This window comes from Mesorhizobium sp. M0185 (assembly GCF_040322175.1).
GTDB lineage: Bacteria > Pseudomonadota > Alphaproteobacteria > Rhizobiales > Rhizobiaceae > Mesorhizobium.
The window spans coordinates 63,711-87,585 of sequence record NZ_JAMYSY010000008.1; the positions used below are offsets into that span (position 1 = coordinate 63,711).

The 23,875-nt window shown below is 62.4% G+C and carries 19 protein-coding genes; 15 read left to right on the forward strand and 4 right to left on the reverse strand.

The genetic code is table 11. The annotated features are described in order from the left end of the window. The first annotated feature begins 58 nt into the window (after positions 1-58). Entirely contained in the window at positions 59-1,192 is a 1,134-nt protein-coding gene (locus tag NKJ20_RS08940) for a site-specific DNA-methyltransferase (RefSeq protein ID WP_352621675.1), read from the forward strand. Between the two features lie 65 nt (positions 1,193-1,257). Here the strand turns inward: NKJ20_RS08940 and NKJ20_RS08945 are convergent, their stop codons facing one another. Together NKJ20_RS08945 and mutY are read right to left on the reverse strand one after the other, a co-directional pair. After that, a complete protein-coding gene (locus NKJ20_RS08945) occupies positions 1,258-1,869 on the reverse strand; it encodes an HAD family hydrolase (protein ID WP_352449869.1) in 612 nt (203 codons plus the stop codon). A gap of 11 nt (positions 1,870-1,880) precedes the next feature. After that, on the reverse strand, positions 1,881-2,993 hold the full coding sequence (mutY, locus tag NKJ20_RS08950; protein WP_352449868.1) for an A/G-specific adenine glycosylase: 1,113 nt from the start codon (positions 2,991-2,993) through the stop codon (positions 1,881-1,883). A gap of 49 nt (positions 2,994-3,042) precedes the next feature. On the opposite strand from mutY, the gene NKJ20_RS08955 reads away from it, so the two are divergent. The 8 genes from NKJ20_RS08955 to nadE all read left to right on the forward strand — a co-directional run bounded on the left by NKJ20_RS08955 (position 3,043) and on the right by nadE (position 14,050). After that, entirely contained in the window at positions 3,043-3,543 is a 501-nt protein-coding gene (locus tag NKJ20_RS08955) for a DUF721 domain-containing protein (RefSeq protein WP_023674157.1), read from the forward strand. A gap of 129 nt (positions 3,544-3,672) precedes the next feature. Then, positions 3,673-4,398: a DsbA family protein gene (locus NKJ20_RS08960; protein WP_023674158.1), complete on the forward strand. Its 726-nt coding sequence runs from the start codon at positions 3,673-3,675 to the stop codon at positions 4,396-4,398. Between the two features lie 117 nt (positions 4,399-4,515). After that, on the forward strand, positions 4,516-7,974 hold the full coding sequence (smc, locus tag NKJ20_RS08965) for a chromosome segregation protein SMC (protein ID WP_352743621.1): 3,459 nt from the start codon (positions 4,516-4,518) through the stop codon (positions 7,972-7,974). Between the two features lie 109 nt (positions 7,975-8,083). After that, positions 8,084-9,055 (forward strand): NAD-dependent epimerase/dehydratase family protein, encoded by a 972-nt coding sequence (locus NKJ20_RS08970; protein ID WP_352743623.1) that lies wholly within the window; start codon positions 8,084-8,086, stop codon positions 9,053-9,055. 185 nt (positions 9,056-9,240) lie between these two features. Beyond that, positions 9,241-11,178 (forward strand): asparagine synthase (glutamine-hydrolyzing), encoded by a 1,938-nt coding sequence (gene asnB, locus NKJ20_RS08975; protein ID WP_352743625.1) that lies wholly within the window; start codon positions 9,241-9,243, stop codon positions 11,176-11,178. 19 nt (positions 11,179-11,197) lie between these two features. After that, the gene (locus NKJ20_RS08980) at positions 11,198-11,461 is read left to right on the forward strand and encodes an acyl carrier protein (protein WP_352449958.1); all 264 of its coding nucleotides are present in this window, start codon (positions 11,198-11,200) and stop codon (positions 11,459-11,461) included. Between the two features lie 22 nt (positions 11,462-11,483). Next, positions 11,484-13,046 carry a class I adenylate-forming enzyme family protein gene (locus tag NKJ20_RS08985; RefSeq protein ID WP_352449863.1) on the forward strand — a complete coding sequence of 521 codons (1,563 nt, stop codon included), beginning with the start codon at positions 11,484-11,486 and terminating at the stop codon, positions 13,044-13,046. Beyond that, on the forward strand, positions 13,043-14,050 hold the full coding sequence (nadE, locus tag NKJ20_RS08990; protein ID WP_352743627.1) for an NAD(+) synthase: 1,008 nt from the start codon (positions 13,043-13,045) through the stop codon (positions 14,048-14,050). Before NKJ20_RS08985 ends, nadE begins: the two co-directional genes overlap by 4 nt. 276 nt (positions 14,051-14,326) lie before the next feature. Here nadE and NKJ20_RS08995 read toward each other — a convergent pair whose 3' ends face one another. Together NKJ20_RS08995 and NKJ20_RS09000 are read right to left on the reverse strand one after the other, a co-directional pair. Further along, the gene (locus NKJ20_RS08995; protein WP_352743629.1) at positions 14,327-16,084 is read right to left on the reverse strand and encodes an adenylate/guanylate cyclase domain-containing protein; all 1,758 of its coding nucleotides are present in this window, start codon (positions 16,082-16,084) and stop codon (positions 14,327-14,329) included. A 305-nt stretch (positions 16,085-16,389) separates the two neighbouring features. Continuing rightward, entirely contained in the window at positions 16,390-17,505 is a 1,116-nt protein-coding gene (locus NKJ20_RS09000) for a hypothetical protein (protein WP_352743630.1), read from the reverse strand. Between the two features lie 509 nt (positions 17,506-18,014). On the opposite strand from NKJ20_RS09000, the gene NKJ20_RS09005 reads away from it, so the two are divergent. The 6 genes from NKJ20_RS09005 to NKJ20_RS09030 all read left to right on the forward strand — a co-directional run bounded on the left by NKJ20_RS09005 (position 18,015) and on the right by NKJ20_RS09030 (position 23,856). Beyond that, entirely contained in the window at positions 18,015-18,899 is an 885-nt protein-coding gene (locus NKJ20_RS09005) for a dihydrodipicolinate synthase family protein (protein WP_031211068.1), read from the forward strand. Positions 18,900-18,938: 39 nt separating this feature from the next. Next, positions 18,939-19,598, forward strand: a complete 660-nt coding sequence (locus NKJ20_RS09010; RefSeq protein ID WP_023674176.1) for a GntR family transcriptional regulator — start codon at positions 18,939-18,941, stop codon at positions 19,596-19,598. Between the two features lie 61 nt (positions 19,599-19,659). Further along, positions 19,660-20,997 (forward strand): extracellular solute-binding protein, encoded by a 1,338-nt coding sequence (locus NKJ20_RS09015; protein WP_352449854.1) that lies wholly within the window; start codon positions 19,660-19,662, stop codon positions 20,995-20,997. A gap of 35 nt (positions 20,998-21,032) precedes the next feature. Continuing rightward, the gene (locus NKJ20_RS09020) at positions 21,033-21,935 is read left to right on the forward strand and encodes a carbohydrate ABC transporter permease (protein ID WP_352449957.1); all 903 of its coding nucleotides are present in this window, start codon (positions 21,033-21,035) and stop codon (positions 21,933-21,935) included. Further along, positions 21,936-22,757 carry a carbohydrate ABC transporter permease gene (locus NKJ20_RS09025; RefSeq protein ID WP_023674179.1) on the forward strand — a complete coding sequence of 274 codons (822 nt, stop codon included), beginning with the start codon at positions 21,936-21,938 and terminating at the stop codon, positions 22,755-22,757. 40 nt (positions 22,758-22,797) lie between these two features. Further along, positions 22,798-23,856 carry an ABC transporter ATP-binding protein gene (locus tag NKJ20_RS09030; RefSeq protein ID WP_352743632.1) on the forward strand — a complete coding sequence of 353 codons (1,059 nt, stop codon included), beginning with the start codon at positions 22,798-22,800 and terminating at the stop codon, positions 23,854-23,856. The last annotated feature ends 19 nt before the right edge of the window (positions 23,857-23,875 follow it).

The following is a 23,875-nucleotide window of genomic DNA, read 5'->3' on the forward strand; positions in this document are numbered from 1 at the left end:
TACGCTGATCGGTAACCATAACGGACAGTAAACAGTAACGCGTGCCTTGGGTGTCACAATGTCTGCCGTGCGTCTTCTCGACGAGCTTTCCGATGCTCCCCAGCAATCCGAGTGGCTGGATACGATCCTGAAGGGCGACTGCGTCGCCGCGCTCGAACGGCTGCCGGAAAAGTCGATCGACGTGATCTTCGCCGATCCGCCCTATAATTTGCAGCTCGATGGCGATCTGCACCGGCCCGACCAATCCAAGGTCGATGCCGTCGACGACCATTGGGACCAGTTCGACAGTTTTGAGGCCTACGACGCCTTCACCCGCGCCTGGCTGCTGGCGGCGCGCCGTGTGTTGAAGCCCAACGGCACGATCTGGGTTATCGGCTCCTACCACAATATTTTCAGGGTCGGGGCAAAGATGCAGGACCTGGGCTTCTGGATCCTCAACGACGTCGTCTGGCGCAAGACCAATCCAATGCCCAATTTCCGTGGCCGCCGTTTCCAGAACGCGCATGAGACGATGATCTGGGCATCGCGCGACCAGAAGGGCAAGGGCTACACTTTCAACTACGAGGCGCTGAAGGCATCGAACGACGACGTCCAGATGCGCTCGGACTGGCTGTTTCCGATCTGCACCGGCGGCGAGCGCCTGAAGAACGACAATGGTGACAAATTGCATCCGACGCAGAAGCCGGAAGCGTTGCTTGCCCGCATCATGACGGCATCGACCAGGCCGGGCGACATCGTGCTCGACCCGTTCTTCGGTTCAGGAACCACCGGGGCTGTGGCCAAGCGGCTTGGCCGCCACTTCGTCGGCATCGAGCGCGAACAAACCTATATCGATGCCGCCATGGAACGTATCGATGCGGTCCGGCCGCTGGAAGGCGCCAACTTGACGGTACTGACCGGCAAGCGGGCTGAGCCGCGCGTCGCATTCGTCACGCTTCTCGACAATGGCTTGGTGGCGCCAGGCGCCACGCTCTACGACGCCAAGAAGCGCTGGGCGGCAAAAGTGCGCGCCGACGGCACGCTGGCCATCGGCGACAGTGCCGGGTCGATCCACAAGATCGGCGCCGAGGTGCAGGGGCTGGACGCCTGCAACGGATGGACCTTCTGGCATTATGAGCGCAGCGGCGGCCTGACCCCGATCGACGAGCTTCGCCGCATTGCTCGGCTAGGCATGGAGCGGGCGGGCGCCTGACGGCTTCCGAGTTGCGACAGATCGGTTAATGCGAAGGCTCAACCAACTCCTGGAACCGATTCAAATCACACTTTGATCCCAAGACGCTCAAGGTCCGCCCTGAGCGTCCTTGCATCGGTGAACAGCACCGACTGCCAGCCCGCCGCCTTGGCGCCGTCGACGTTCTTCTGGCTGTCGTCGATGAACAGCGTCGCTGACGGTTCGAGGCTGAACGCGGCGACGTGGTGGTCATAGATGGCGCGATCCGGCTTGATCTGGCGGATGTCGCCGGAAACGGTGACGCCGCGCGGCCGATTGAGGAAATCGAAGCGCTCGCGGGCCTCGGCGAGCGTATCCGCAGCGAAATTGGTGAGCATCGTCACGTCATGGCCGCTGTCGATCAGGCCGATCATGATGGCGACGCTGTCCTCATAGGCGTGAGGCACCATCTCGTGCCAGTGCCGGCGGAAATTGCGGATATTTTCGGCGTGCTCGGGATATTGCGCGATCGCCAGCGCTTCGGCCTCTTCCCAACTGCGGCCGCGATCCTGCTCGATGTTCCAATCATGCGTGCAGACATTGTCGAAGAACCATTTCCGTTCGTCGGGATCGGGGATCAAGCGACTGAAGGGCAGGTCCGGATCATAGTGGATCAGCACTTTGCCGATGTCGAAAACGATGTGGCGGATTTCAGTCATTCTTCTCTCTTTCAACGCGGCCGCTGCTTTTTCGTCGCGCCCGGTATCGCCGCTTCGATTACCTTTTTCATGACGCTCGGCAGCGCTTCCCCGGAAATTTCATGCGCCAGCGACCAGAAATGCCCGGCCGGGGCGACGCTGTCGGTGTCCGCCTTGAACACGTAGAGTTCAAGCGCAAAATGAGTAAAGACATGGCCGATGCGTCCGGCCCGCCGCCAGTCGCCGGGGAACGGGGCTGCCGCTTCCGTGGTGGCGCCGTCTATGCGCGCCGTCCAGCCGGTCGTCGGCACCTCAGTCATGCCGCCGAGCAGGCCCTTTTCGACGCGCTTTCGCAAAAGCACGGCGCCGTCGCCCCTGACGGCAACGAAGGCGGCACCGCGGCGTAGGGGTCTTTCGGCCTTGGGCAGGCGGACCGGAAAGCGTTCGGGGTCGCCCGAGATTGTGGCGCTGCAATCCTCGCGAACGGGGCACAGCATGCAGCGGGGCCGGCGCGGCGTGCAGATCGTCGCGCCCAGGTCCATCATCGCCTGCGCGAAGTCGCCGGGCCTTGTCGGGGGAACCATGCGTTCGACCTGGCCGCGTATCTCGCCCTTGGCTTCGCCCAGCGGCGTGGCGATCGAAAACAGCCGTGAGACGACCCGTTCGACATTGCCGTCGACGACCGCGGCTGGTCGGTCGAAGGCGATCGCTGCGATCGCCGCCGCCGTATAGGCGCCGATGCCGGGCAGTTCCTTCAAGCCGGACTCGCTGTCCGGAAAGCGGCCGCCTTGCCGCGCGACGAGATCGGCACAGGCTTTGAGGTTACGGGCGCGGGAATAATAGCCGAGCCCGGCCCAGGCCTTCATGACGTCTTCGGTCGGTGCCGCCGCCAGCGCCTGGACCGTTGGCCATTTCTGCACGAACGCCCGGAAATAGGATTTTACCGCCTCGACCGTGGTTTGCTGCAGCATCACCTCGGAAAGCCAGACCAGATAGGGATCGGGCCGCGCCCCGCCCGCCAGCGTGCGCGGCGAAACGCGCCAGGGCAGGTCGCGGTGATGCGCGTCGTACCAGCCAAGCAGCCGGGAGGCGATCTCGACATTGTCTCCGGATACGGCCTTGCGGGTCTGGTCGTGCAGTGCCATTGATCGAGGGTCGGCCCTAATCCATTGGTGCTGAAGCTGGAGAACGCACATGGCAGGGAAAAGGCCCTTCGGCAATCCCGTTCCGGTGAGCGATCTCGCAACCGAGATCCTCGACCCAGTGCTGCGCAAGCGGGCCGGTATGTCGATCGGACTGGTCCAGTCATGGGAAGAAATTGCCGGGCCGCGGCTTGCCGGCCGCTCGCGCCCGGAAAAGATCCAGTGGCCGCGCCGCATGCATGAGGACGATCCTTTCGAACCGGCGGTGCTGGTGATTGCCTGCGAGGGTGTAGCGGCACTGCATCTGCAGCACGAGACCGGCGAGATCATCAACCGGGTCAATGCCTTCCTCGGTTTCAATGCGATCGGTCGGATCAGAATCGTGCAGAAGCCGGTAATGGCGGGCAAGGACAAGCCGAAACCCAGTTTGCGGCCATTGACTGCGGCCGAGAAAGCGAAGCTGTCGGGCACCGTTGGTTTGATCGAGGACGGCGGGCTGCGCGCCTCGCTAGAGCGGCTTGGCGCCACCATTCTCGGTCAAAAGAAACCGTGATCTCGCGCTATCGTGATGGTATGCCCGGATTTGGCGATTGGAATAGGGGCGGTAATGCCTTAATTCGCGCCAACTCTCGCTTTTTGTAGACTTTGCATTGCAAAATCCAACTATTGCCAGGTGATTCGTATGATCCGTTCCTTGTCCCGCAGAAACCTTTTGACTTCGCTGGCCGCAATACCAGCGGTGGCGCTGCTTGCCGCCTGCAGCGACTCGGGCGAGAAAGCCGAGGCGCAGGATGTGAAGCCTGCGGCTCCGGAACCTGCGAAGCCGGCCGCTCCGGCCGCCGCGGCGGCGCCGGAGGCTCAGGGCACGGTCGATATGGCGGCACTGCTGAAGCCCGGCGCATTGCCCGACATGCAGCTCGGCAAGGACGATGCAAAGGTCACTATCGTCGAATATGCATCGATGACCTGCCCGCATTGCGCGCATTTCGCCGAGACCACTTTTCCGGAGCTGAAGACGAAATATATCGATACCGGCAAGGCCCGTTACATACTGCGCGAGTTTCCGTTCGATCCCAGCGCCGAGGCCGGTTTCATGCTGGCGCGCTGCTCCAAGGACAACTATTTCCCGATGGTCGACGTGCTGTTCAGGCAGCAGGCGAACTGGGTTGGTGTGAACAATACCAAGGACGCACTGCTGCAAATCGCCAAGCTTGCCGGTTTTACACAGGAGTCCTTCGAGGCCTGCTTGACGGACCAGAAACTTCTGGACGATGTGAGATCCGTCCAGAAGCGCGGCGCCGACGAATTCAAGGTCGATTCCACACCGACCTTTTTCATCAACGGAAAGACCTACAAAGGGGCGATGTCGATTGCGGAAATGTCGGCCATCATCGACCCTCTGCTCTGACGTTTCGGCAGCGCCGAAGCGGCGAAGCTTCGGCGTGCGCACTTCTTTGTCTTGCCGGGGGTTCTCCTTGCAAAACCGCGGCACAGTTTTGCGAAACTTGGCTAAGGGCCGGCGCGAATGAAGTTCTCGCGCCTTCGCCTCCTCGGCTTCAAATCCTTCGTCGAACCCGGCGAGTTCGTCATCGAACGCGGCCTGACCGGCATCGTCGGGCCGAACGGCTGCGGCAAGTCGAACCTGGTCGAGGCGCTGCGCTGGGTCATGGGCGAAAGCTCCTACAAGAACATGCGTGCGTCCGGCATGGACGACGTCATCTTTTCCGGCTCGGGAACGCGTCCGGCCCGCAACACCGCCGAAGTCACGCTGTTCCTCGACAATAGCGACCGCACCGCGCCGTCCGCCTTCAACGACGCCGACGAATTGCAGGTCTCGCGCCGCATCGAGCGCGAGGCCGGCTCGCTCTACCGCATCAACGGCAAGGAGGCTCGCGCCAAGGACGTTCAGCTGCTGTTTGCCGACCAGTCGACCGGCGCCCGCTCGCCCTCGATGGTCGGCCAGGGCCGCATCGGCGAGCTGATCCAGGCAAAGCCGCAGGCGCGCCGCGCGCTGCTGGAAGAGGCGGCCGGAATTTCCGGCCTGCATACGCGCCGCCACGAAGCGGAGCTGCGGCTGAAGGCGGCGGAACAGAACCTCGAAAGGCTGGACGACGTCGTCGGCGAGCTGGAAAGCCAGATCGAAAGCCTGAAACGCCAGGCCCGCCAGGCCTCGCGCTTCAAGAACCTGTCGGCCGACATCCGCAAGGCCGAAGCGACGCTGCTGCATCTGCGCTGGACGCTGGCCAAGACGCAGGAAGGCGAAGCGCGTTCGGCGCTGGCGATTGCCACCGCGCTGGTCGGCGACCGTGCCGCCGCCCAGATGGCTGCCGCCAGGGAACAAGGCATCAACGCCCACCGGCTGCCGGACCTGCGCGATGCGGAAGCCGCTGCCGCCGCCGCCTTCCAGCGTCTATCGATCGCCAAGGCGCAGATCGAGGAAGAGGCAGGCCGCATCCGCGCCCGCCAGGCTGAGCTCGACCGCCGACTGCAACAGCTCGATGGCGACCTTGCCCGCGAGGAGCGCATGGTCCGCGACAATGCGGATATCCTCGAACGCCTCGCCGCCGAAGAAGCCGCGCTCAACGCCGAAAACGCCGGCGCCGCCGAGCGCGAGGCCAGCACCCGCGCGGCTTTCGAGCAGGCGGCATCGACGCTTGCCTCGAGCGAGGCCAGGCTCGCCGCGCTGACCGCCGAACGGGCGGAGGCTGCCGCCTCGCGCAACCAGATCGAACGGACGCTGCGCGACACCGCTGAGCGCCGCGACCGCTTTGCCCGCCAGCTTGCCGATGTCGACCGCGAACTGTCGGAGATCGTCTCCAGGGTCGCCGGCCTGCCCGATCCCGCCGAGAAGCGGCTACTGGTCGATCAGGCGCTGGCGCTGCTCGAAAAGGCCGAGGCAGCCGCCATTGCCGCCGAACAGGCGGTCGCCGAGGCGCGTGCAGGCGAAAGTGCTGCCCGCCCACCGGTTCAGGACGCAAAGGCCGAGCTGGCGCGGATCGAAACCGAGGCTCGCACGCTGGCCAAGATCCTCAACGCCGCCAGCGGCGATCTATTTCCCTCGGTGCTGGAGCAGATCAGCGTCGAGCGTGGCTACGAGACGGCGCTGGGTGCCGCGCTTGGCGAAGATCTCGACGTGCCGCTCGACCGCAGTGCGCCGGTACATTGGGGCCAGAGCGAAATCCAGCCTGCCGACGCCGCATTGCCCGAAGGCATAAGGAACCTCGCCAGCGTTGTGCGTGCGCCGGCACAGCTGGCCCGCAGGCTGGCCCAGATCGGCATTGTCGAAGCCGCCGACGGAAGACGGCTGCAGACGCTGCTTGCTCCCGGTCAACGGCTGGTCAGCCGCGAAGGCGCGCTCTGGCGTTGGGACGGCTTCACCGCCAGCGCCGATGCCCCGACCGCCGCCGCGCAGCGGCTGGCGCAGAAAAACCGGCTGGCCGAGCTCGATGCCGAAGCAGTCCATGCCACGCGCACCCTGCGCGAAGCTGAACAAGCCCTTGCACAGGCCGAACAGGCGCGTGCCCAGGCGAGCGAGGCCGAACGCAACGCCCGACAGGCCGGGCGCGATGCCCAGCACGGGCTCGACGCTGCCCGCAATACGCTGGCCGAGGCCGAAAAAGCCGGCGGCGAACTGTCGAGCCGGCGTGCAGCACTTGAAGAGGCGCGCGCACGCATTGTCGACAGCCATGAGGAAACGGCGGCGGCATTCGTCGAGGCGGAAATGCTGCTGCAGGACGCGCCCGATCTCGGCGATCTGCAATTGCAGCTCGAGCAGTCGGCCGCCAACGTCGCCCGCGACCGCGCCGCCCTTGCCGATGCGCGTGCCGTTCACGAGGGCCTGAGGCGGGAAGCCCAGGCACGTGCGCGCCGGCTCGACGCCATCGGCGTTGAACGGCGCAACTGGGTCGAGCGCGCCGAAAACGCCTCGACGCAGATCGCGGCGCTCGGCGAACGCAAGGCAGAGGCCGAGGCCGAGCGCGAGCAACTGGCCGACGCCCCCGACGAGATCGACGCCAAGCGGCGTGCCTTGCTGTCGCAGCTCGCCGAGGCCGAAAGCCTGCGCAAGGCAGCGGGCGACCGCTTGCAGGAAGCGGAGAACCGGCAGTCCGAGCTGGACAAGGCTGCGACTGCTGCCATCCAGTCGCTGGCCGAGGCGCGCGAATCCCGCGTTCGCGCCGAAGAGCGGCTGACCGCCGCCGACGAGCGTCGGCTGGAAGTCGAGGCGCGCATCCAGGAAACGCTGAACACGCCGCCGCATCTGGTGATCCGCCACACCGGCCTCGAACCCGACAGCCCGATGCCCGAAATGGCCGAGATCGAGCGTCAGCTCGACCGGCTGAAGGTCGAACGCGAACGGCTCGGTGCCGTCAATCTGCGCGCCGAGGAAGAGCAGAAGGAATTGTCGGACCGGCTGGAGGCCATCGTTTCAGAGCGCGACGACATCATCGAGGCGATCCGCAAGCTGCGGCAGGCGATCCACAGCCTGAACCGTGAAGGCCGCGAGCGGCTGCTCGCTGCCTTCGAGGTGGTCAACGGCCATTTTCAACGGCTGTTTTCGCACCTGTTCGGCGGCGGCACCGCCGAGCTGCAACTGATCGAGTCCGACGATCCGCTCGAAGCGGGGCTCGAGATCCTGGCGCGCCCGCCCGGCAAGAAGCCGCAGACGATGACGCTGCTGTCCGGCGGCGAGCAGGCGTTGACGGCGATGTCGCTGATCTTCGCCGTGTTCCTGACCAACCCGGCGCCGATCTGCGTGCTCGACGAAGTCGACGCGCCGCTCGACGACCACAATGTTGAGCGTTTCTGCAATCTGATGGACGAAATGGCCGCAACCACCGAAACGCGCTTCGTCATCATCACACACAACCCGATCACCATGGCGCGCATGGACCGGCTGTTTGGGGTGACCATGGCCGAGCAAGGCGTCAGCCAACTGGTGTCGGTTGACCTGCAGGCGGCCGAAGCCATGCGCGAGGCAAGCTGACGCATCAGCTTAATGGTGGTCTCCACCTCGGCTTTCGACTATAGCACGACAAAATGGGCCGGATCTGCCGCTCCAGATACCGGCCCGGCTATGCGCGTGGAGAAGCTTGTTGCCTATACTTGTCACCGGAGCCGCGGGGTTCATTGGCAGCCACGTTTGCCACCATCTGCTCGACCGGGGAGAAGCGGTCGTCGGCGTCGACAACATGAACGACTATTACGACCTGGCGCTCAAAAAGGGGCGGCTTGCCGGCCTTCTGCCCCATAAGGATTTTTCGTTCCACCAGATCGATATTGCCGAACAGGGCGCGCTTGCAGCCGCTTTGGCCGGGCAAGGCATCGTTAGGATCGTGCACCTTGCCGCGCAGGCGGGCGTGCGCCACTCACTCGACAATCCGCGGCTCTATATCCGCTCCAATGTCATGGGCCACCTCGAAGTGCTCGAATTCTGTCGCGCCGAACCGGCATTCGAGCATCTGGTCTATGCCTCGTCGAGCTCGGTGTATGGCGGCAACCGCAGCGTGCCGTTCAGCGAAGCCGATCAGGTCGACAAGCCCGTTTCGCTTTACGCCGCCACCAAGAAAACCGATGAGTTGATGAGCCACACCTACGCCCATCTGTTCGGCATACCGCAGACCGGCCTGCGGTTTTTCACGGTCTACGGTCCCTGGGGCCGTCCCGACATGGCCTATTGGATGTTCACCCAGGCGATGCTCGAGGGCAAGCCGATCCGGGTCTTCAACAATGGCGAAATGTGGCGCGATTTCACCTACATAGACGATGTTGTGAAGGCGGTTGTCGCCGTGCTCGACAAGCCGCCGGCGGCTGACGTTCCGCCGAACAGGCTCTACAATGTCGGCAACAACCGGCCGGTGCGTCTGGGCGACTTCATCGACATTCTGGAAAGGCTGCTCGAGGTCAAGGCAATCCGCCACAACGAACCGATGCAGGCGAGCGACGTCGAGAAGACTTACGCCGACATGACCGCGCTGGAGCGGAATTTCGGTTTCAGGCCTAGCGTTTCGATAGAGGACGGGCTGAAGAAGTTTGTTGCCTGGTACCGGCCGTACTCGAAGCAGTGATTTGCAACGCTCGCCGTGACGCCTTCAAGCGTGACACCTGGAGTGGGGCGCAAGTCGGTCCGCAAAAGCATCATTTTGTCCTAACATCCTGTTAACCACATGCTTGCTGAAAAGTATCCGATTAACCTTTGAGGCGCTTATGACCGCTATGTTTCGTGGCTTGCTGTTCAGTATGAGCTGTGTGGATGTGCGGATTCGGGGGCTATTTCGGTTCAGTCCGGGATGCGGAAGCTTTGCTTGCGCGCATGACGTCTGCGATCGCCCATCGCGGGCCGGATGAACAAGGGAAATTCGTAGCGCCCGAGGCTGGACTTGGGCATGCGCGGCTGTCGGTGATCGGGATTGGCGATGGCCAGCAGCCGATGTCCGACGAAACCGGCAATTTGACGATTGCGTTCAACGGCGAGATCTTCAACTACGTGGAATTGCGCGAAGGGCTGCTGGCCAGGGGCCGACGCTTTCGCACGTCGAGCGATACCGAAGTTCTCCTGCAGCTGTATGACGAGATGGGCGAAGACTGCCTGTCGCTCCTGAACGGTGATTTCGCCTTCGCGATTTGGGATAACCGGCGGCGGCGGATGGTGCTTGCAAGAGACCGCATGGGTGTTCGGCCGCTGTTCTACACCAGCAAGGACGGGGTGCTCTACTTTGCGTCGGAGATAAAGGCCCTGCTGAAGGTACCCGGCGTCTCGGCCGAAATCGATCCGATTGCACTCGACCAGATCTTTACGCTGTGGGCGCCGATCGCTCCACACACGGCTTTCCGCAACATCCACGAGCTGGAGCCGGCAAGCGTGATGATCGCGACACAGGGGCAAGTCACGGTCAAACCATATTGGCACCTAGACTACCCGTATCCGGATACGCCATCGAAGATCACCAATGAGGACGACGCGGCCGAGGAACTGCAGGCCCTGTTGACCGACGCGGTGAGGCTTCGCATGCGCGCCGACGTGCCGGTCGGTTCTTACCTTTCGGGCGGGCTCGATTCATCCCTCGTTTCGGCACTCGCGGCCGGCATGACTCCTCTTAAGCTGCAGACATTTTCCGTGACGTTCGACAGCGCCGAGCATGACGAAAGCGCCTTCCAGACCGAAATGGCGTCGGCAATTAGCACGCAGCATCGAACCATCGCCTGCCGTGCCGGCGATATCGCCGGTGTGTTTCCCGAAGTCATCCGCTTTACCGAGCGGCCGATCATCCGCACGGCCCCGGCCCCCCTATATCAACTGTCCGGCCTCGTTCGCCAGGCCGGTTTGAAAGTGGTGCTGACAGGCGAAGGCGCCGACGAGGTCTTTGCCGGTTATGATGTCTTCAAGGAAGCGCGGGTTCGCCGTTTCTGCGCGCGACAGCCGGCATCGCGCATAAGGCCACAACTGTTCCGCAAGCTTTATCCCTATCTGCCGGGCCTGCAACAGCAGTCCGTGGAGTACCTGGCTGCGTTCTTCGGAACCGGCAGCGCTGCCCTGGACGATCCGCTGTTCTCGCATCGGCCGCGTTTCAAGACCACATCAGCGGCGAAGATGTTCTTTTCCCGTGACCTGCGCGCGACATTGAAGGGGTATGACGCAGCCGAGGACCTGGCCAGCCGGTTGCCTGAGGCATTTTCCCGGTGGCATCCGCTGCATCAGGCGCAATATCTCGAAACCCGCTTTCTCCTGCCGGGCTACATCCTCTCCAGCCAGGGCGATCGCATGGCCATGGCACACGGTATCGAAGGGCGTTTCCCCTTCCTTGACCATCGCTTGGTGGAGTTTGCGGCCAGACTTCCGCCGGAGATGAAGCTGAAGGGACTGGTGGAAAAACACATATTGCGCAAAGCTGCCAAGCACCTGCTTCCGACGGCCATCCGCGAGCGCACCAAACAGCCTTACCGGGCACCGGAAGCCCGCTCCTTCGTTGGAGCGGGAGAACTGGACTACGTACGCGACTCACTGAGCGAAGCGAGCATCGCCGCCGGCGGACTATTCAACGCCAAGGCGGTGGCGAACCTGCACGAGAAATGCCGCTTGCAGCCAGCGTCCGGATTCCGCGACAATGCGGCTTTCGTCGGCATTTTGTCGACGCAACTGTGGCAGAAGATTTTCACTGGCGAAAAGGTCGGTGCAGCACGAGCGGCCTGAGAAATCGAGGGAATGAAAAATCATGGTAGCAATCAAGGACAAGGTCAAAACCTTTATCGTCGACAACTTCCTGTTCGGGGACACGTCCTACGAGCTTGCAGACTCCGTATCACTGATCGAGAACGGCATCATCGACTCGACGGCCGTGTTGGAGCTCGTGGCATTCATAGAGGATGATTTCGGCATAGCGATGGTCGATGCCGACATCGTACCGGCCAATCTGGATTCGATTGACCGCATCTCAGCCTTCATCAAGGCAAAGGCAGAAGCGCTGGCAGCGTAGGCGCCATCGGCGAGGAGCGTCCGTGCGGATCGAACATTTTCTGACGGCGAAGGCCGCTGCCCATCCAGCCAAAACGGCATTGATCACCGAGCACAAAAGGCTGTGCTATGAAGAGCTGGACGATCTTTCGAGCCGCCTGGCCGCCGCCCTTTTCATGAATGGCGTCAGTCGCGACGACCGGGTCCTGATCTTCATGGACAATTGCTGGGAGGCTGCGGTTTCGATTTTCGCAGTTCTTAAAGCAGGCGCGACTTTCAGTCCGATCAATGCATCCACCAAGGCCGAAAAGCTGGCCTACATCATCGGCGATTGCGACGCAGCTGCGATCCTCACGCAAGCAAAACTGATGCCCGTGGTCGCCGAGGCGTGCGGATCGTCCGGCAAGACGTCCTCCGGCAAGACCGGCATCTTCGTGGCTTCCACCGTTGCTGCCGATAATCAATGCCCGGCAGGGGCGATGTCCCTGGCGGATTGCTTGACGCTCCAAGCCAGGGAGATTGACCACCGCGGCGTTGACGTCGATCTTGCGATGTTGATCTACACCTCGGGCTCGACCGGCCGGCCCAAGGGCGTGATGATGACGCACCGCAATTGCGACGCGGCGGCGGGCTCCATCATCACTTATCTGCGCAACTCCCCAGACGACATCATCTTGAATGTTCTGCCCCTCGCTTTCGACTACGGCCTCTATCAGTTGCTGATGGCTGTCAGGCTCGGCGCCACGCTCGTGCTCGAGAAGTCCTTCGCTTTTCCCCAGGCGGTCTTTGAACGCATCCGCCAGGAAGGCGTCACCGGGCTTCCGCTCGTGCCCACGATGGCAGCGATGATCCTGCAGATGCGTGATCTGGCGCCGGGCTTCCTGCCCAGCCTTCGCTATATTTCCAACACGGCGGCTGCCTTGCCGCCGGCTCACATAGAACGCTTGCGGTTCCTTTTTCCCGGTGTCAGGCTCTATTCGATGTATGGCCTGACGGAATGCAAGCGCTGCACCTATCTGCCGCCCGAGGAGCTCGACCGCCGGCCGGGATCGGTCGGAATAGCCATTCCAAACACCGAAGCCTTTATCGTCGACGACCATGGGCAACGAGTGCCGCCGGGCATAGCAGGTGAATTGGTCATTCGCGGGCCGCACGTCATGCAGGGTTATTGGCGAAACGAAGCTGCGACGGAACAAACCCTGCGCCCAGGCCCGAACCCTTGGGAGAAGGTTCTCTACACCGGCGATCTGTTCAGGGCCGATGAGGACGGCTTTCTCTATTTCGTCGGCCGCAAGGACGACATCATAAAGTCGCGGGGAGAGAAGGTGGCGCCCAAGGAAGTGGAAGCCGTGCTTCATGCTCATCCGGGCATCGCGGAAGCGGTGGTTGTCGGTGTGCCGGATCCCGTGCTCGGGCATGCGATCGGCGCAGTTATCGTACGGTCCGACCCAGCGCTTAGCGAAAAGGATATCATACGCCACTGTGCGCGCCACCTTGAGGACTTCATGGTCCCCAAGGTCATCGAGTTCCGCCGCGAGCTGCCGAAGACCGATACCGGCAAGGTCAGCCGTCGGCTTGCGGCAGAAACCATGGAGGCCGCGCAATGAATGTTCGCCCGACCGAGGATGCGCGGACCTTTCTGGCGCAGGCTCTGGCAATCGACCTGATCACCGAAACGGACCGTATCGTAACGGCCTTGCGCCAGCAGTTGCGCGGGCTTCGCAAGCGGGGCCTTGTGCTCGGTCTTTCGGGCGGGATCGATTCGAGCGTGTCGGTCGCGTTGGCGGCACGAGCCGTCGGCCCCAAGAATGTGCTTTGCCTGTTCATGCCGGAAAGCGATTCCGATCCTGAAAGTCTGCGGCTCGGCCGCCTCGTCGCCGAAACTTTCGGTGTCGAGGCTGTGACGGAGGATATCGGGCCGGCCTTGCGCGCGATGGGCTGCTACCAGCGCCGCGACGCCTTCATCCGCGAATTGGTCCCGGAATACGGCGAAGGCTGGGCCTCGAAGATCGTGATCGCGAACGCGCTCGAGGGCCAAGGCTATAATATCTCGTCGCTGGTGGTGCAGGATCCCGAAGGCAAGCAGACGAAACTGAGAATGCCGTTGCCTGTCTATCTCGGCGTCGTCGCCGCTACCAATATGAAGCAGCGCACCCGCAAGCAGATCGAATACTATCATGCTGATCGTCTGAACTTCGCCGTTCTTGGAACACCGAACCGGCTGGAATATGATCAGGGATTCTTCGTGAAGAACGGTGACGGCGCCGCGGACGTCAAGCCGATCGCCCACCTCTATAAAACGCAGGTCTATGCGCTGGCGGCCCATCTCGGTGTTCCGGAGGAAATCCTGAACCGGCCTCCGACCACCGATACCTACTCGCTGGCGCAGACCCAGGAGGAGTTCTACTTCTCGCTTCCTTATGACCGTATGGATCTCTGCCTTTACGGTCTCAACAACGGCGTGGCGGCTGAGGTGGTGGGGCAGGCGGCCGGGTTGGCCGCCACACAAGTGGAACGCGTCTGGGCCGATATCATCGCCAAGCGCAAGGCGACGCGTTATCTGCACCAGCGTCCGCAACTCGTCGAGGAAGTCGAAGAACTCGGTACCTGACCTGCTTGGAGACCGGCCACGTCCCAAAAAGCGCCTTAGGGTCAAAACTCAATCAGCAGGCTGCCGCCAATGGCCGAGATGGGCGGGAAGTTGCCGTTCGTCTCATCTGCCAGACGAGCACGTTGCGCCAGGAGCGGAAGCTTAGCAGGGGTCACGCCAGCGCCCAGTTAGCGCTACGAAGCAGACCTTCAGCCTGTGCCGGAAGCGGGGCCCGGCTTACCAAGTGGCATATCCAGGAAGCGCGTCCCCCTCCTCAGCTAGGCACCGTTTTCGGCTCTACGCTATACCTGCGCGACGAGCCCCTTCCTTAATCGCAGCGAGGGCCAGAGGATTGGTGACGGGATAGGTTCGGATGAAGTTCTCGACGGTGAACCTTGGAAACTCGACGGCAATCCGCCTGGCGATCGACTGCGCCTGCGCCGGCTCTTCAAGCAGCGCGTGACACAGGGCACGGAACATCAGAGTGACGGGAATATCCGGCGGACTTTGGCGCAGCGACGACAGACTGTCGGCATAGCGACCGGCGACGAACCGCGCCCGGGCGAGCTGCGCGTAGTACCAACTCGGAGCCTGCGGATTGAGGCGAAGCGCCCGTTCGGCAAGAGCACAGCCTTCTTCCGGATTTCCACACACGAGAGCTCGGCTTGAGGCAAGCATCGACAGCACATCGGCGTCATTGGGTGCCAGGGCCAGCGCCCGGTCGTATTCCTCTGCGGCCCCGCCGATATCGCCGTCAATGGCGCGGAGAGCGCCCATGTAAAGGCGCGTCATCGGATCGGTAGGGTCGAGCGCCAGAGCCTTTTCCACGCATTCTCGCCAGCGCTCGACCGAAGCGGCTGAATCTGGCGTGAAGGCATTGAAGGCATCGACCGCATGTGCCAATCCCAACGTCATCCAGGCCCGCGCGAAGCCGGGGTCGAGTTCCACGGCGCGGGACAGCATGCGTATGGCTTCTGCCCTCGCATCGGTCGTGAACCTGTCGTGCAGTTCCACCCCGAGTAGATAGCAGTCGTAAGCACCCAGGCTCGAGGGAGGCTTCCGCCGAGCCACCTCACGCCCGAGATTGGCGAGCTTGCCGAAAGTGCCTGCCAGGGCATTGATGACGTTCTGTGTGATGCTGTCCTGCATGAGAAAAAAATCATCGGTCGACTCGTCGAACCGCGCCGACCAAAGGTTGGCTCCGGTCCGGGTGTCGACCAGCTGCACCGCGACGCGGACACGCTGTCCGATCGCCTGGAGGGTGCCTTCCAGCAGGTAATCGGCGTTCAGTTCCCGTCCAACCGAGCGTGTGTCGCTCGCCCGTCCCCGATAGGACTGCATGGTCTGGCGCGAAATGACCGCAAGATCGGGATAGCGCGCTAGGTCGCCGATCATGTCGGCCGACAGGCCGTCTGCCAGCCGCGTCCAGCCGTCGTCGGCGCTCAGGTTTTCGAACGGCAAAACCGCAATTACCGGCGGCTTACTGTCGTCGCCGGCAGAAAGGCCTGGTTTGGCACCGACGATCTTGCCCGCAGTAGCGGGGTCGATCAAGACACGGTACACGCGAACCGGTTCGGCGATACTTTTCATTTTCTGCTCGCCGAGTGAGGCAAAGCCGATCGGCACCTTTCCCCTCACATGGTCGCAGGCGGTGGCGGAAATCGCGATTCCTCCAGGTTCCGCTAGCCCTTGCAGCCGATCGGCGATGTTCACCGCATCGCCGTGGATGTCGTCACCCTCAACGATAACATCGCCCAGATTGATGCCGATGCGGAAATCAAGCCGCCGTTCTGGCTGCGTGAGAACGTTCACCTCCGCCTTCTGTTGCTGGATTTCGACCGCGCAGCGTAGGGCGTCGACCACACTGTGGAACTCGACCAGCATCCCATCTCCCATGGTTTTCACCAGTCGACCATGGTGCGCAGCGATCCTTGGCTCGAATACTTCGTTCAGGTCGGTTCGGAAAAGCGCACGCGTACCCTCGTCGTCGATCTGGCTCAAGCGGCCATAGCCGACGACATCGGCAATCAGGACGGCTGCGAGATGACGTTCCATCCCCCCAATCCTTCGCGGATTGTTACCCGCTTTCCAAGCTTACAGCAGGTCGCAGGTTGATGCCATTGCCGCCGGCCCTGAAAGACAGCTTTTCGGGTCTGTGTACCTTGCTGCATGAGAGCCCGAATGTCGGACAAGGGTCAGATCGCGTCATGCGACGCTCCCAACTGGATGACGGCAAACGGTCGAACTCGGTCGTTCAGAGTGATTGGGTTTTGACCCAAGCATTTTGCAGCCAAGTGGAAACGCGCCTAAAATAAATAGATAGAGCGGGATGCTCGGTTTCAACTTGAAAGCATCCCGCCTCAGCTGAAACGGCTGCCGATCAGCCGGCTCCACTGCTCGCCCGCAAGCCCATTCAGGAAGACTTGCGAGTTCTTCATGGCGTCCAAAAGCTCTGGATCACGTGAATGTACCACCGTTGAGGCAACGGTCAGGAAAGCAATGCGTCGTCCAAGCATCGCCTCCAGAAGTGCAGGTTGAATACGTCCGCGCAGGCCGCTGACGCCGCGCGCGGCGGCGTGATCGATCAGGCAGTCAATCACCGAGCCCGCCTGGCCGGGGAGGGCGAAGATCTGCAGCACGCGACCAATTTCATACTTTCGTGCGTAGTAGGCGAAAGCGCCGACATTGGTGCCGACTGGCGATGTCACGCAAACGTACACAAGCTCGCCCAGATCCGGCTTTTGTGCGGCATCGGTCAGGATGTGGTCGAGTTGGTCTTCCGTCCAATCTGGGCGCAGGGCGAATTGAGCGGTAAACGGTTCGATGAGCTTGGCAAATGCGTGGCTGTCGATTTCGGATGTACGAAATGCTCCGTGGCCTGCCCCGTCCACCGCCACACCCGACCAACGTCGTTCGCTGGACGTCATCCTTCTGCAGTAAAATCGGTCGACTGTCCGCGCCAGCGGATTGAGCATTCGCGCAAGCGCCATGCGATTGGCGGAAAGGCTGAGCATGAAGGCCGCGGGGCGCATCACGCGGACCCAGTCAAGGCTGTATTGCGGCAGGACCACGCCGCGCAGCCGGGTCCACAATTTCACGGAAATATCGTTGGCCGTCTCGCTGAAGGAGATGTCCTGCGGACCATCCAGGTAAGCTTTCAGCAAGCGGGCGCCGGCCAGCGGGTCGTGCTCATGGTCCTCGACCATGAGCGAGCTACAGATGGCCGCGCGTAGTTGTCGGCCGTTGAACGTCATCGGCAGGACGTGGACGCCGACAAATCCGGAGACGCGACCGGCGTCGTTGACATGGACAAGCGACCGGAGGTTGTCTGCGCAACCGGGCGCATCCAGATAAAACCGTTTCATGTATTCCACGAGAGAGGCCGGCGCTTCGGTCCTCTCCTTCAACAGCACGCGCTGAAACATGTTCGCAACTGCCGGGAGATCGGCGCCTTGCAAGGCGCGAATGACGCTCAAGCCCGGCTCCCGCCACCAAAGTCCCGTCCACCGAGCTTCCGGGCCAAGGCGACACGAGGCACGAGAACATCGGGCGCGCGTTCCAACTCGACGCCCATGAAGCCGTGTAACCTCGGCCAGTTGCGATCGCCCCGGTGACCGAACGGAGTGCTGAATTGCTGCGGCAAGGTGGAACCCTTTGCTTAACCGACGAAAAACCGGCGTCATTGCTGCTAGCAGATTCAGGTAAACCGATATTAAAGTCGTTGCTTTGAATGGTAGCGAACCGCGTTTGTCCGGCGCGCTCAGCGAACGTGGATTTATTACGCATTCCACGGCGAACCATAGCGGCTACCCCAAAGTTTCCGGCCGATCTAGCAAGAACGCTCGGGGGCAGCAGCATGTGTCATCGGATGTGATCGGCCCTCGCCGGCGCCGTGCGGCAGTGACCAGTTGGCAAGATCACCCGTTTACATCTGACATGTTAGCGTGCTAACGCTACGTCCACATTGATTTCAACGGAGATCGCATTGGCTTCCCGCTTTGGTCTTTCGGTTGCCCTGACCACACCCTTCGACCCGTCGGGGCAGATAGCGCTCGCGCCGATGATCGCGCATGCCCGAGCCTGCCTTGGCGCCGGCTGCAGCAGCGCGACGCTGTTCGGCACCACCGGCGAAGGTGCCTCGGTCGGCACCGACGAGCGACGGATCGTCACCGAGGCCATGCTGGCGGCCGGTATTCCGCCACATCAGCTCGTCGCCGGAGTGCTGGTCGATGCAGCCGAAGATGCCGCCGATCAGGCCCGGCACGCTTTGCAGCGCGGCGTTCGCAACATTCTGCTCGCTCCGCCGAGCTACTTCAAGAATGTCGGCGAGGACGGGCTGTTCGGATGGTTTTCCGCCGTCTTCGCCGCACTGGGTCCGCTGGCGCGCGACGTGCTGCTCTATAACATCCCCTCAGTCACCATGGTGCCGCTCCCGCTTGGGCTGATCGGCCGGCTGCGCGCCGCTTTTCCCGCTGTGGTGGCCGGGGTGAAGGATTCCGGCGGGGACTGGAGCTACAGTGAGGCGCTGCTTGAGGCGCACGGCGATCTGGTGATCCTCATCGGCGACGAACGGCATCTGGCGAGAAGCGTGCGCCGCGGCGGACAGGGCGCGATTTCCGGCATGGCTAATTTTGTTACCGGCGAAATCCGGGCAATGGTCGAAAACGGGGGCGACGACCCACGCGTCGAAGACTTCGTGCTCGAATTGCTCAAATACCCGGTCACGCCGGCGGTGAAGGTCATGGTCGCGCGCAAGACCGGCGACGAGCGCTGGCTGGCGGTCCGCCCGCCCCTAGAGGCGATCGATCCGCAGGGACAGCGGCAGCTTGCCGCTGCCTACGACAGGCTGTTTGCGACAGAGGCCGCCTGACCGACAAGGCCGGGCTGACCGACAAGGAAGCGAGCTGAAGTGGAAGACGGCAGCGAACCGATCACTCTCCGGGAGAAGGCCTATGCCAGCTTCACGCGGCATTTGCTGGCCCGCGATCTGCGGCCGGGGCAGTTCGTGTCACAGCGCGAACTGGTCGCTTTTACCGGGCTGCCGCTGGGTGCCATTCGCGAGATCGTCCCGCGTCTCGAGGCCGAGGGACTGCTGACCACCATCCCGCAGCGCGGCATGCAGATCGCGCATATCGATATCAATCTGATCCGCGAGGCGTTTCAGTTTCGGTTGTTCATGGAACGCGAGGCAGTGGCGCTATTCACGACCAGTGCTTCTGATGCCGAACTTGCCCGCATGCGGCGCGAACATGAAGAGATGCTGGCTCAAGCTCTCGGGCAGGCGCCGACGCCAGAAATGGAAGCCAAGGCCCAGAACATCGACTGGGCGATGCACGACACCTTCATCAATGCGCTCGGCAACGAGATTATCGCCAAGGCCTATCTGGTCAACTCGGTGAAAATCCGGCTGATCCACCAGGAGCGTTTCCGCATCGACGGTCGTGTGGTGCCGGTGATGCGCGAACATTTGGCGGTCATCGAAGCCATGGAGAGCCGCAATCCGCAAAAAGCGGTTGAAGCGATCAGTCTGCATATCGACAATGCGCGCCGGCTGGCGCTCCAGATCTGAGGAAATATAGCCGCGCCGCGGTTCGCGGCGCATCCACAACGACAGCAACCGGGAGGAAGAAATGTCGTCCAATCTGTTCAACCCAACCAGGAGGCAACTCCTTGCCGGAACCGCGGCGCTAACCGCTGCCGGCCTTGTGGGGCTTCGCCCCGGCTTTGCCGCAGGCGTTGACTGGAAACGCTTTGCCGGGACGACGCTTGACGTCAATCTGGTGAAAAGCCCGCGCAGCGACACCATCCTGAAATATCTCGCCGAGTTCGAGGAACTGACCGGCATCAAGGTCAATGCCGAGGCAACGCCCGAGCAGCAGCAGCGCCAGAAGACGGTGATCGAGTTGAGCTCGGGCAAGCCGAGCTTCGACGTCGTGCATCTGAGCTACCACGTGCAGAAGCGCCAGTTCGAGAAGGGTGGCTGGCTGGCCGACATCGCCGGCTATCTCGCCGATCCGTCGCTCACCGACCCGGCGCTGGTCGAAAGCGACTTCGCCGAAGCCGGCATTCTGTTTGCCAAGGACGGCCAGGGCGTGCTGCGCTCGCTACCGTTCTCGGTGGACTACTGGATCCTGTATTGGAACAAGGAGCTGTTCGAGGCCAAGGGCCTCAAATACCCAGAGACCTTCGAGCAACTGGTGGCAGCCGCCGAAGCGCTGACCGACCCCTCGACCAATACATACGGCTTCGTCGCCCGCGGGCTCAAGAACGCAAACACGCCGGTGTGGACGTCGCTGATGCTCGGGTACGACATGACGCCGCTAGATGACAAGGGCAAGCTGCGCACCGAGGCTCCCGAGGCGATCGAGGCTGCCGCGCTCTATCAAAGATTGATGACCAAGTCCGCCCCTCCGGGCGTTACCGGGTTCAACTGGGCCGAAGCACAGTCGGCCTTCCTGCAGGGCAAGATCGGCATGTGGCTCGACGGCGTGGGTTTTGCCCCGCCGATGGAAAATCCGGAAAAATCGAGGGTGGTCGGCAAGGTCGGTTACGGCGTGATGCCCAAGGGTCCCAAGGCGCATGCCTCGGGCACCTTCGGCGACGGGATTGGCGTTACCGCCGCCAGCGAGAAGAAGGAGGCTGCCTATCTGTTCTGCCAGTGGGCGGTATCGCCAACCATGGGTGCACGGCTGTTGCAGGCCGGCGCCGGCGTTCCGTTCCGCAAATCCGTGCTGGAGGATCCCAAGGTGCGCGAAGGCGTCACCATGCCGGCAAGCTGGCTTGATGCCGTGGTCGGCTCGGGCAATATCAGTCGGCTGGCACTGCCGGTCATCATCCCCGTCACGGAATTCCGCGACATTTATGGCGTGGCGTTGACCAACATGATTGCCGGCGCCGATCCAGCCGCGGAGCTGAAGAAGGCCACCGAACAATTCCAGCCGGTTCTCGACAGGAGCGAGCAGGGCTGATGTCGGCCACCACCCCAGAACAGACCGGGGTGACGATGCCGGTTGTCGACGGGAGCCAGACGATCCGGCTGGCTCCCAACTACTGGCCTTTCGTTGTCCCCGCACTCGTCGTCGTCGGCGCCGTCATCGTTTTCCCCTGGGCTTTCACCCTGTGGATGAGCGTCAATCGCTGGACGCTCGGCCAGTCGCGGAGCTTTGCCGGCATGGAAAACTATCTCCGCCTGGCCAGCGACCCACGTTTCTGGGAATCCCTTGTTCATACGTTGACCTACACCTTCCTCTCGGTTGCAGCGCCGATGCTGCTGGGCACTCTGGCCGCCCTGATCTTCGATGCCAGGTTTCCGCTGCGCGGCTTGCTGCGCGGCGTCTTCGTCATGCCGATGATGGCGACACCCGTTGCCGTCGCACTGGTTTGGACAATGATGTTCCATCCTCAGCTTGGCGTGCTCAACTACCTGCTGTCGCTGGTCGGCATCCCGGCTCAGGAATGGATATTCAACGCCAACACGGTCATCCCGTCGCTGGTTGCGGTCGAGACCTGGCAGTGGACGCCGCTGGTCATGCTGATCGTGCTTGGCGGGCTGGCCTCGGTGCCGCGCGAGCCCTTCGAAAGCGCCGAGATCGACGGCGCCAATGCCTGGCAGCAATTCCGCTATCTCACTCTGCCGATGATCGCGCCGTTCCTGATGATCGCGGTCATCATCCGCACCATCGATGCGCTGAAGAGCTTCGACATCATCTACGCGATGACCCAGGGCGGGCCGGGAACGGCGTCGGAGACCATCAACATCTATCTCTACAACACCGCCTTCTCCTACTACGATATCGGCTACGGCTCGGCCATGGCCGTGGTGTTCTTCATTGTCATCGTGGCCCTGTCGTTTGTCCTGCTGATGCTGCGCCAACGCTCGCAGTGGATCGATACGGAGGGCAAATAGATGAGTTCACGGCTGCTCAACCAGATCGGTCTGTTTTTCGCTGCCCTGGTTTTCGTCTCCCCGGCGATCTTGTTCTTCCTCTGGATGATCTCGCTGTCGCTGAAATTCGAGATCGACAACGGTGCCTATCCGCCGATCCTGATCCCCGAACGCTTCGCCTGGTCGAACTATGTAAAGGTGTTCGAGGAGAACAATTTCCTGCTCTATCTCTGGAATTCGGTTCTGGTGACCGGCACGGCGACCTTGCTGGCGCTGCTGATCGGCGTACCGGCCGGCTATGGCATCGCACGGCTCAAGGCTGAACGATCGGCGGTCGTCATCATGATCGCCCGCATGACGCCTGGGCTATCCTATCTCATCCCGCTGTTTCTGCTGTTCCAATGGATCGGGATACTCGGCACGCTGTGGCCGCAGATCATCATCCATCTGGTGGTGACGGTGCCGATCGTGGTGTGGGTGATGATCGGCTATTTCGAGACCACGCCGATGGAACTGGAAGAGGCGGCCAACATCGACGGCGCCAGCTCCTGGCAGGTTTTCCGGCTGGTTGCCCTGCCCATCGCCAAGCCGGGCATCGTCGTCGCCTTCATCCTGTCCGTGATCTTCTCGTGGAACAATTTCGTCTTCGGCGTGGTGCTCGCCAGCCGTGAGACGCGCACACTCCCGGTCGCCGTCTACAACATGCTGTCCTACGAGCAGGTCAGCTGGGGGCCGCTCGCCGCGGCGGCGCTGGTGGTGACGTTGCCGGTGCTGATCCTGACCATGTTCGCGCAAAGGCAGATCGTCGCGGGGCTGACCGCCGGCGCCGTCAAGGGCGGCTGAGGGCGCGCCCTGACATCACTCTTTTTCCAGGAAAGATCCAATGGCATCGGTAACGATCAACAACGTGCAGAAGGCCTTCGGGGCCACCAAGATCATTCACGACGTCAGCGTCGATATCGCCGACGGCGAGTTCGTCATCCTGGTCGGCCCGTCGGGATGCGGAAAATCGACGCTGCTGCGCATGATCGCAGGCCTTGAGACGATCTCCGGCGGGAAGATCGCCATCGGCGAGCGTATGGTCAACAATCTGCGGGCACGGGACAGGAACATCGCCATGGTGTTCCAGAATTATGCGCTCTATCCGCATATGACTGTGGCCGACAATATGGGCTTTGCCCTCAAGATCAAGAAAGCCGACCCGACCGATACCGCTGGCCGGGTCAGGAAGGCAGCCGGCATCCTCGGCCTGGAAAAGCTGCTTGACCGCTATCCGCGCCAGCTTTCGGGCGGCCAGCGCCAGCGCGTTGCCATGGGTCGCGCGATCGTACGCGACCCGCAGGTCTTTCTGTTCGACGAGCCGCTCTCCAACCTCGATGCCAAGTTGCGCGTCCAGATGCGCGGCGAGATCAAGGCCCTGCACCAGCGGCTGGGTACCACGACGATCTATGTCACGCACGACCAGATCGAAGCCATGACGATGGCCGACAAGATCGTCGTGCTGCATGACGGCCTGGTCGAGCAGATCGGCGCGCCACTGGACCTCTACGACCATCCGGCCAACCTCTTCGTTGCCGGTTTCATCGGCTCGCCCGCTATGAACTTCATTGCCGGCCGCATCGAGGAGGGCGTGTTCCGCAGCGCCGGCGGGTTGATCCTGCCGTTGCCGGAAGGCGCCCAGCCGGCGGATGCCGCGGGACGCGAACTCGTCTACGGCATTCGACCGGAACATATCCGGGCAACCGGGCAGGGCGTGCCGGGCACGATCACGCTTCTCGAGGCGACAGGCTCGGAAATCTTCGCCAAGGTCGACTGCTCCGGTGAAGAAATTTCCTGCCTGTTCCGAGAAAGGCTTGCGCTCAAGCAAGGCGAAGGGGTGCGGATCGAGATCGACCGCGCATGTGCGCATCTGTTCGACGCAGCAACCGGTCGGCGCATCTGACTCGGTGGTCCGGTAATGC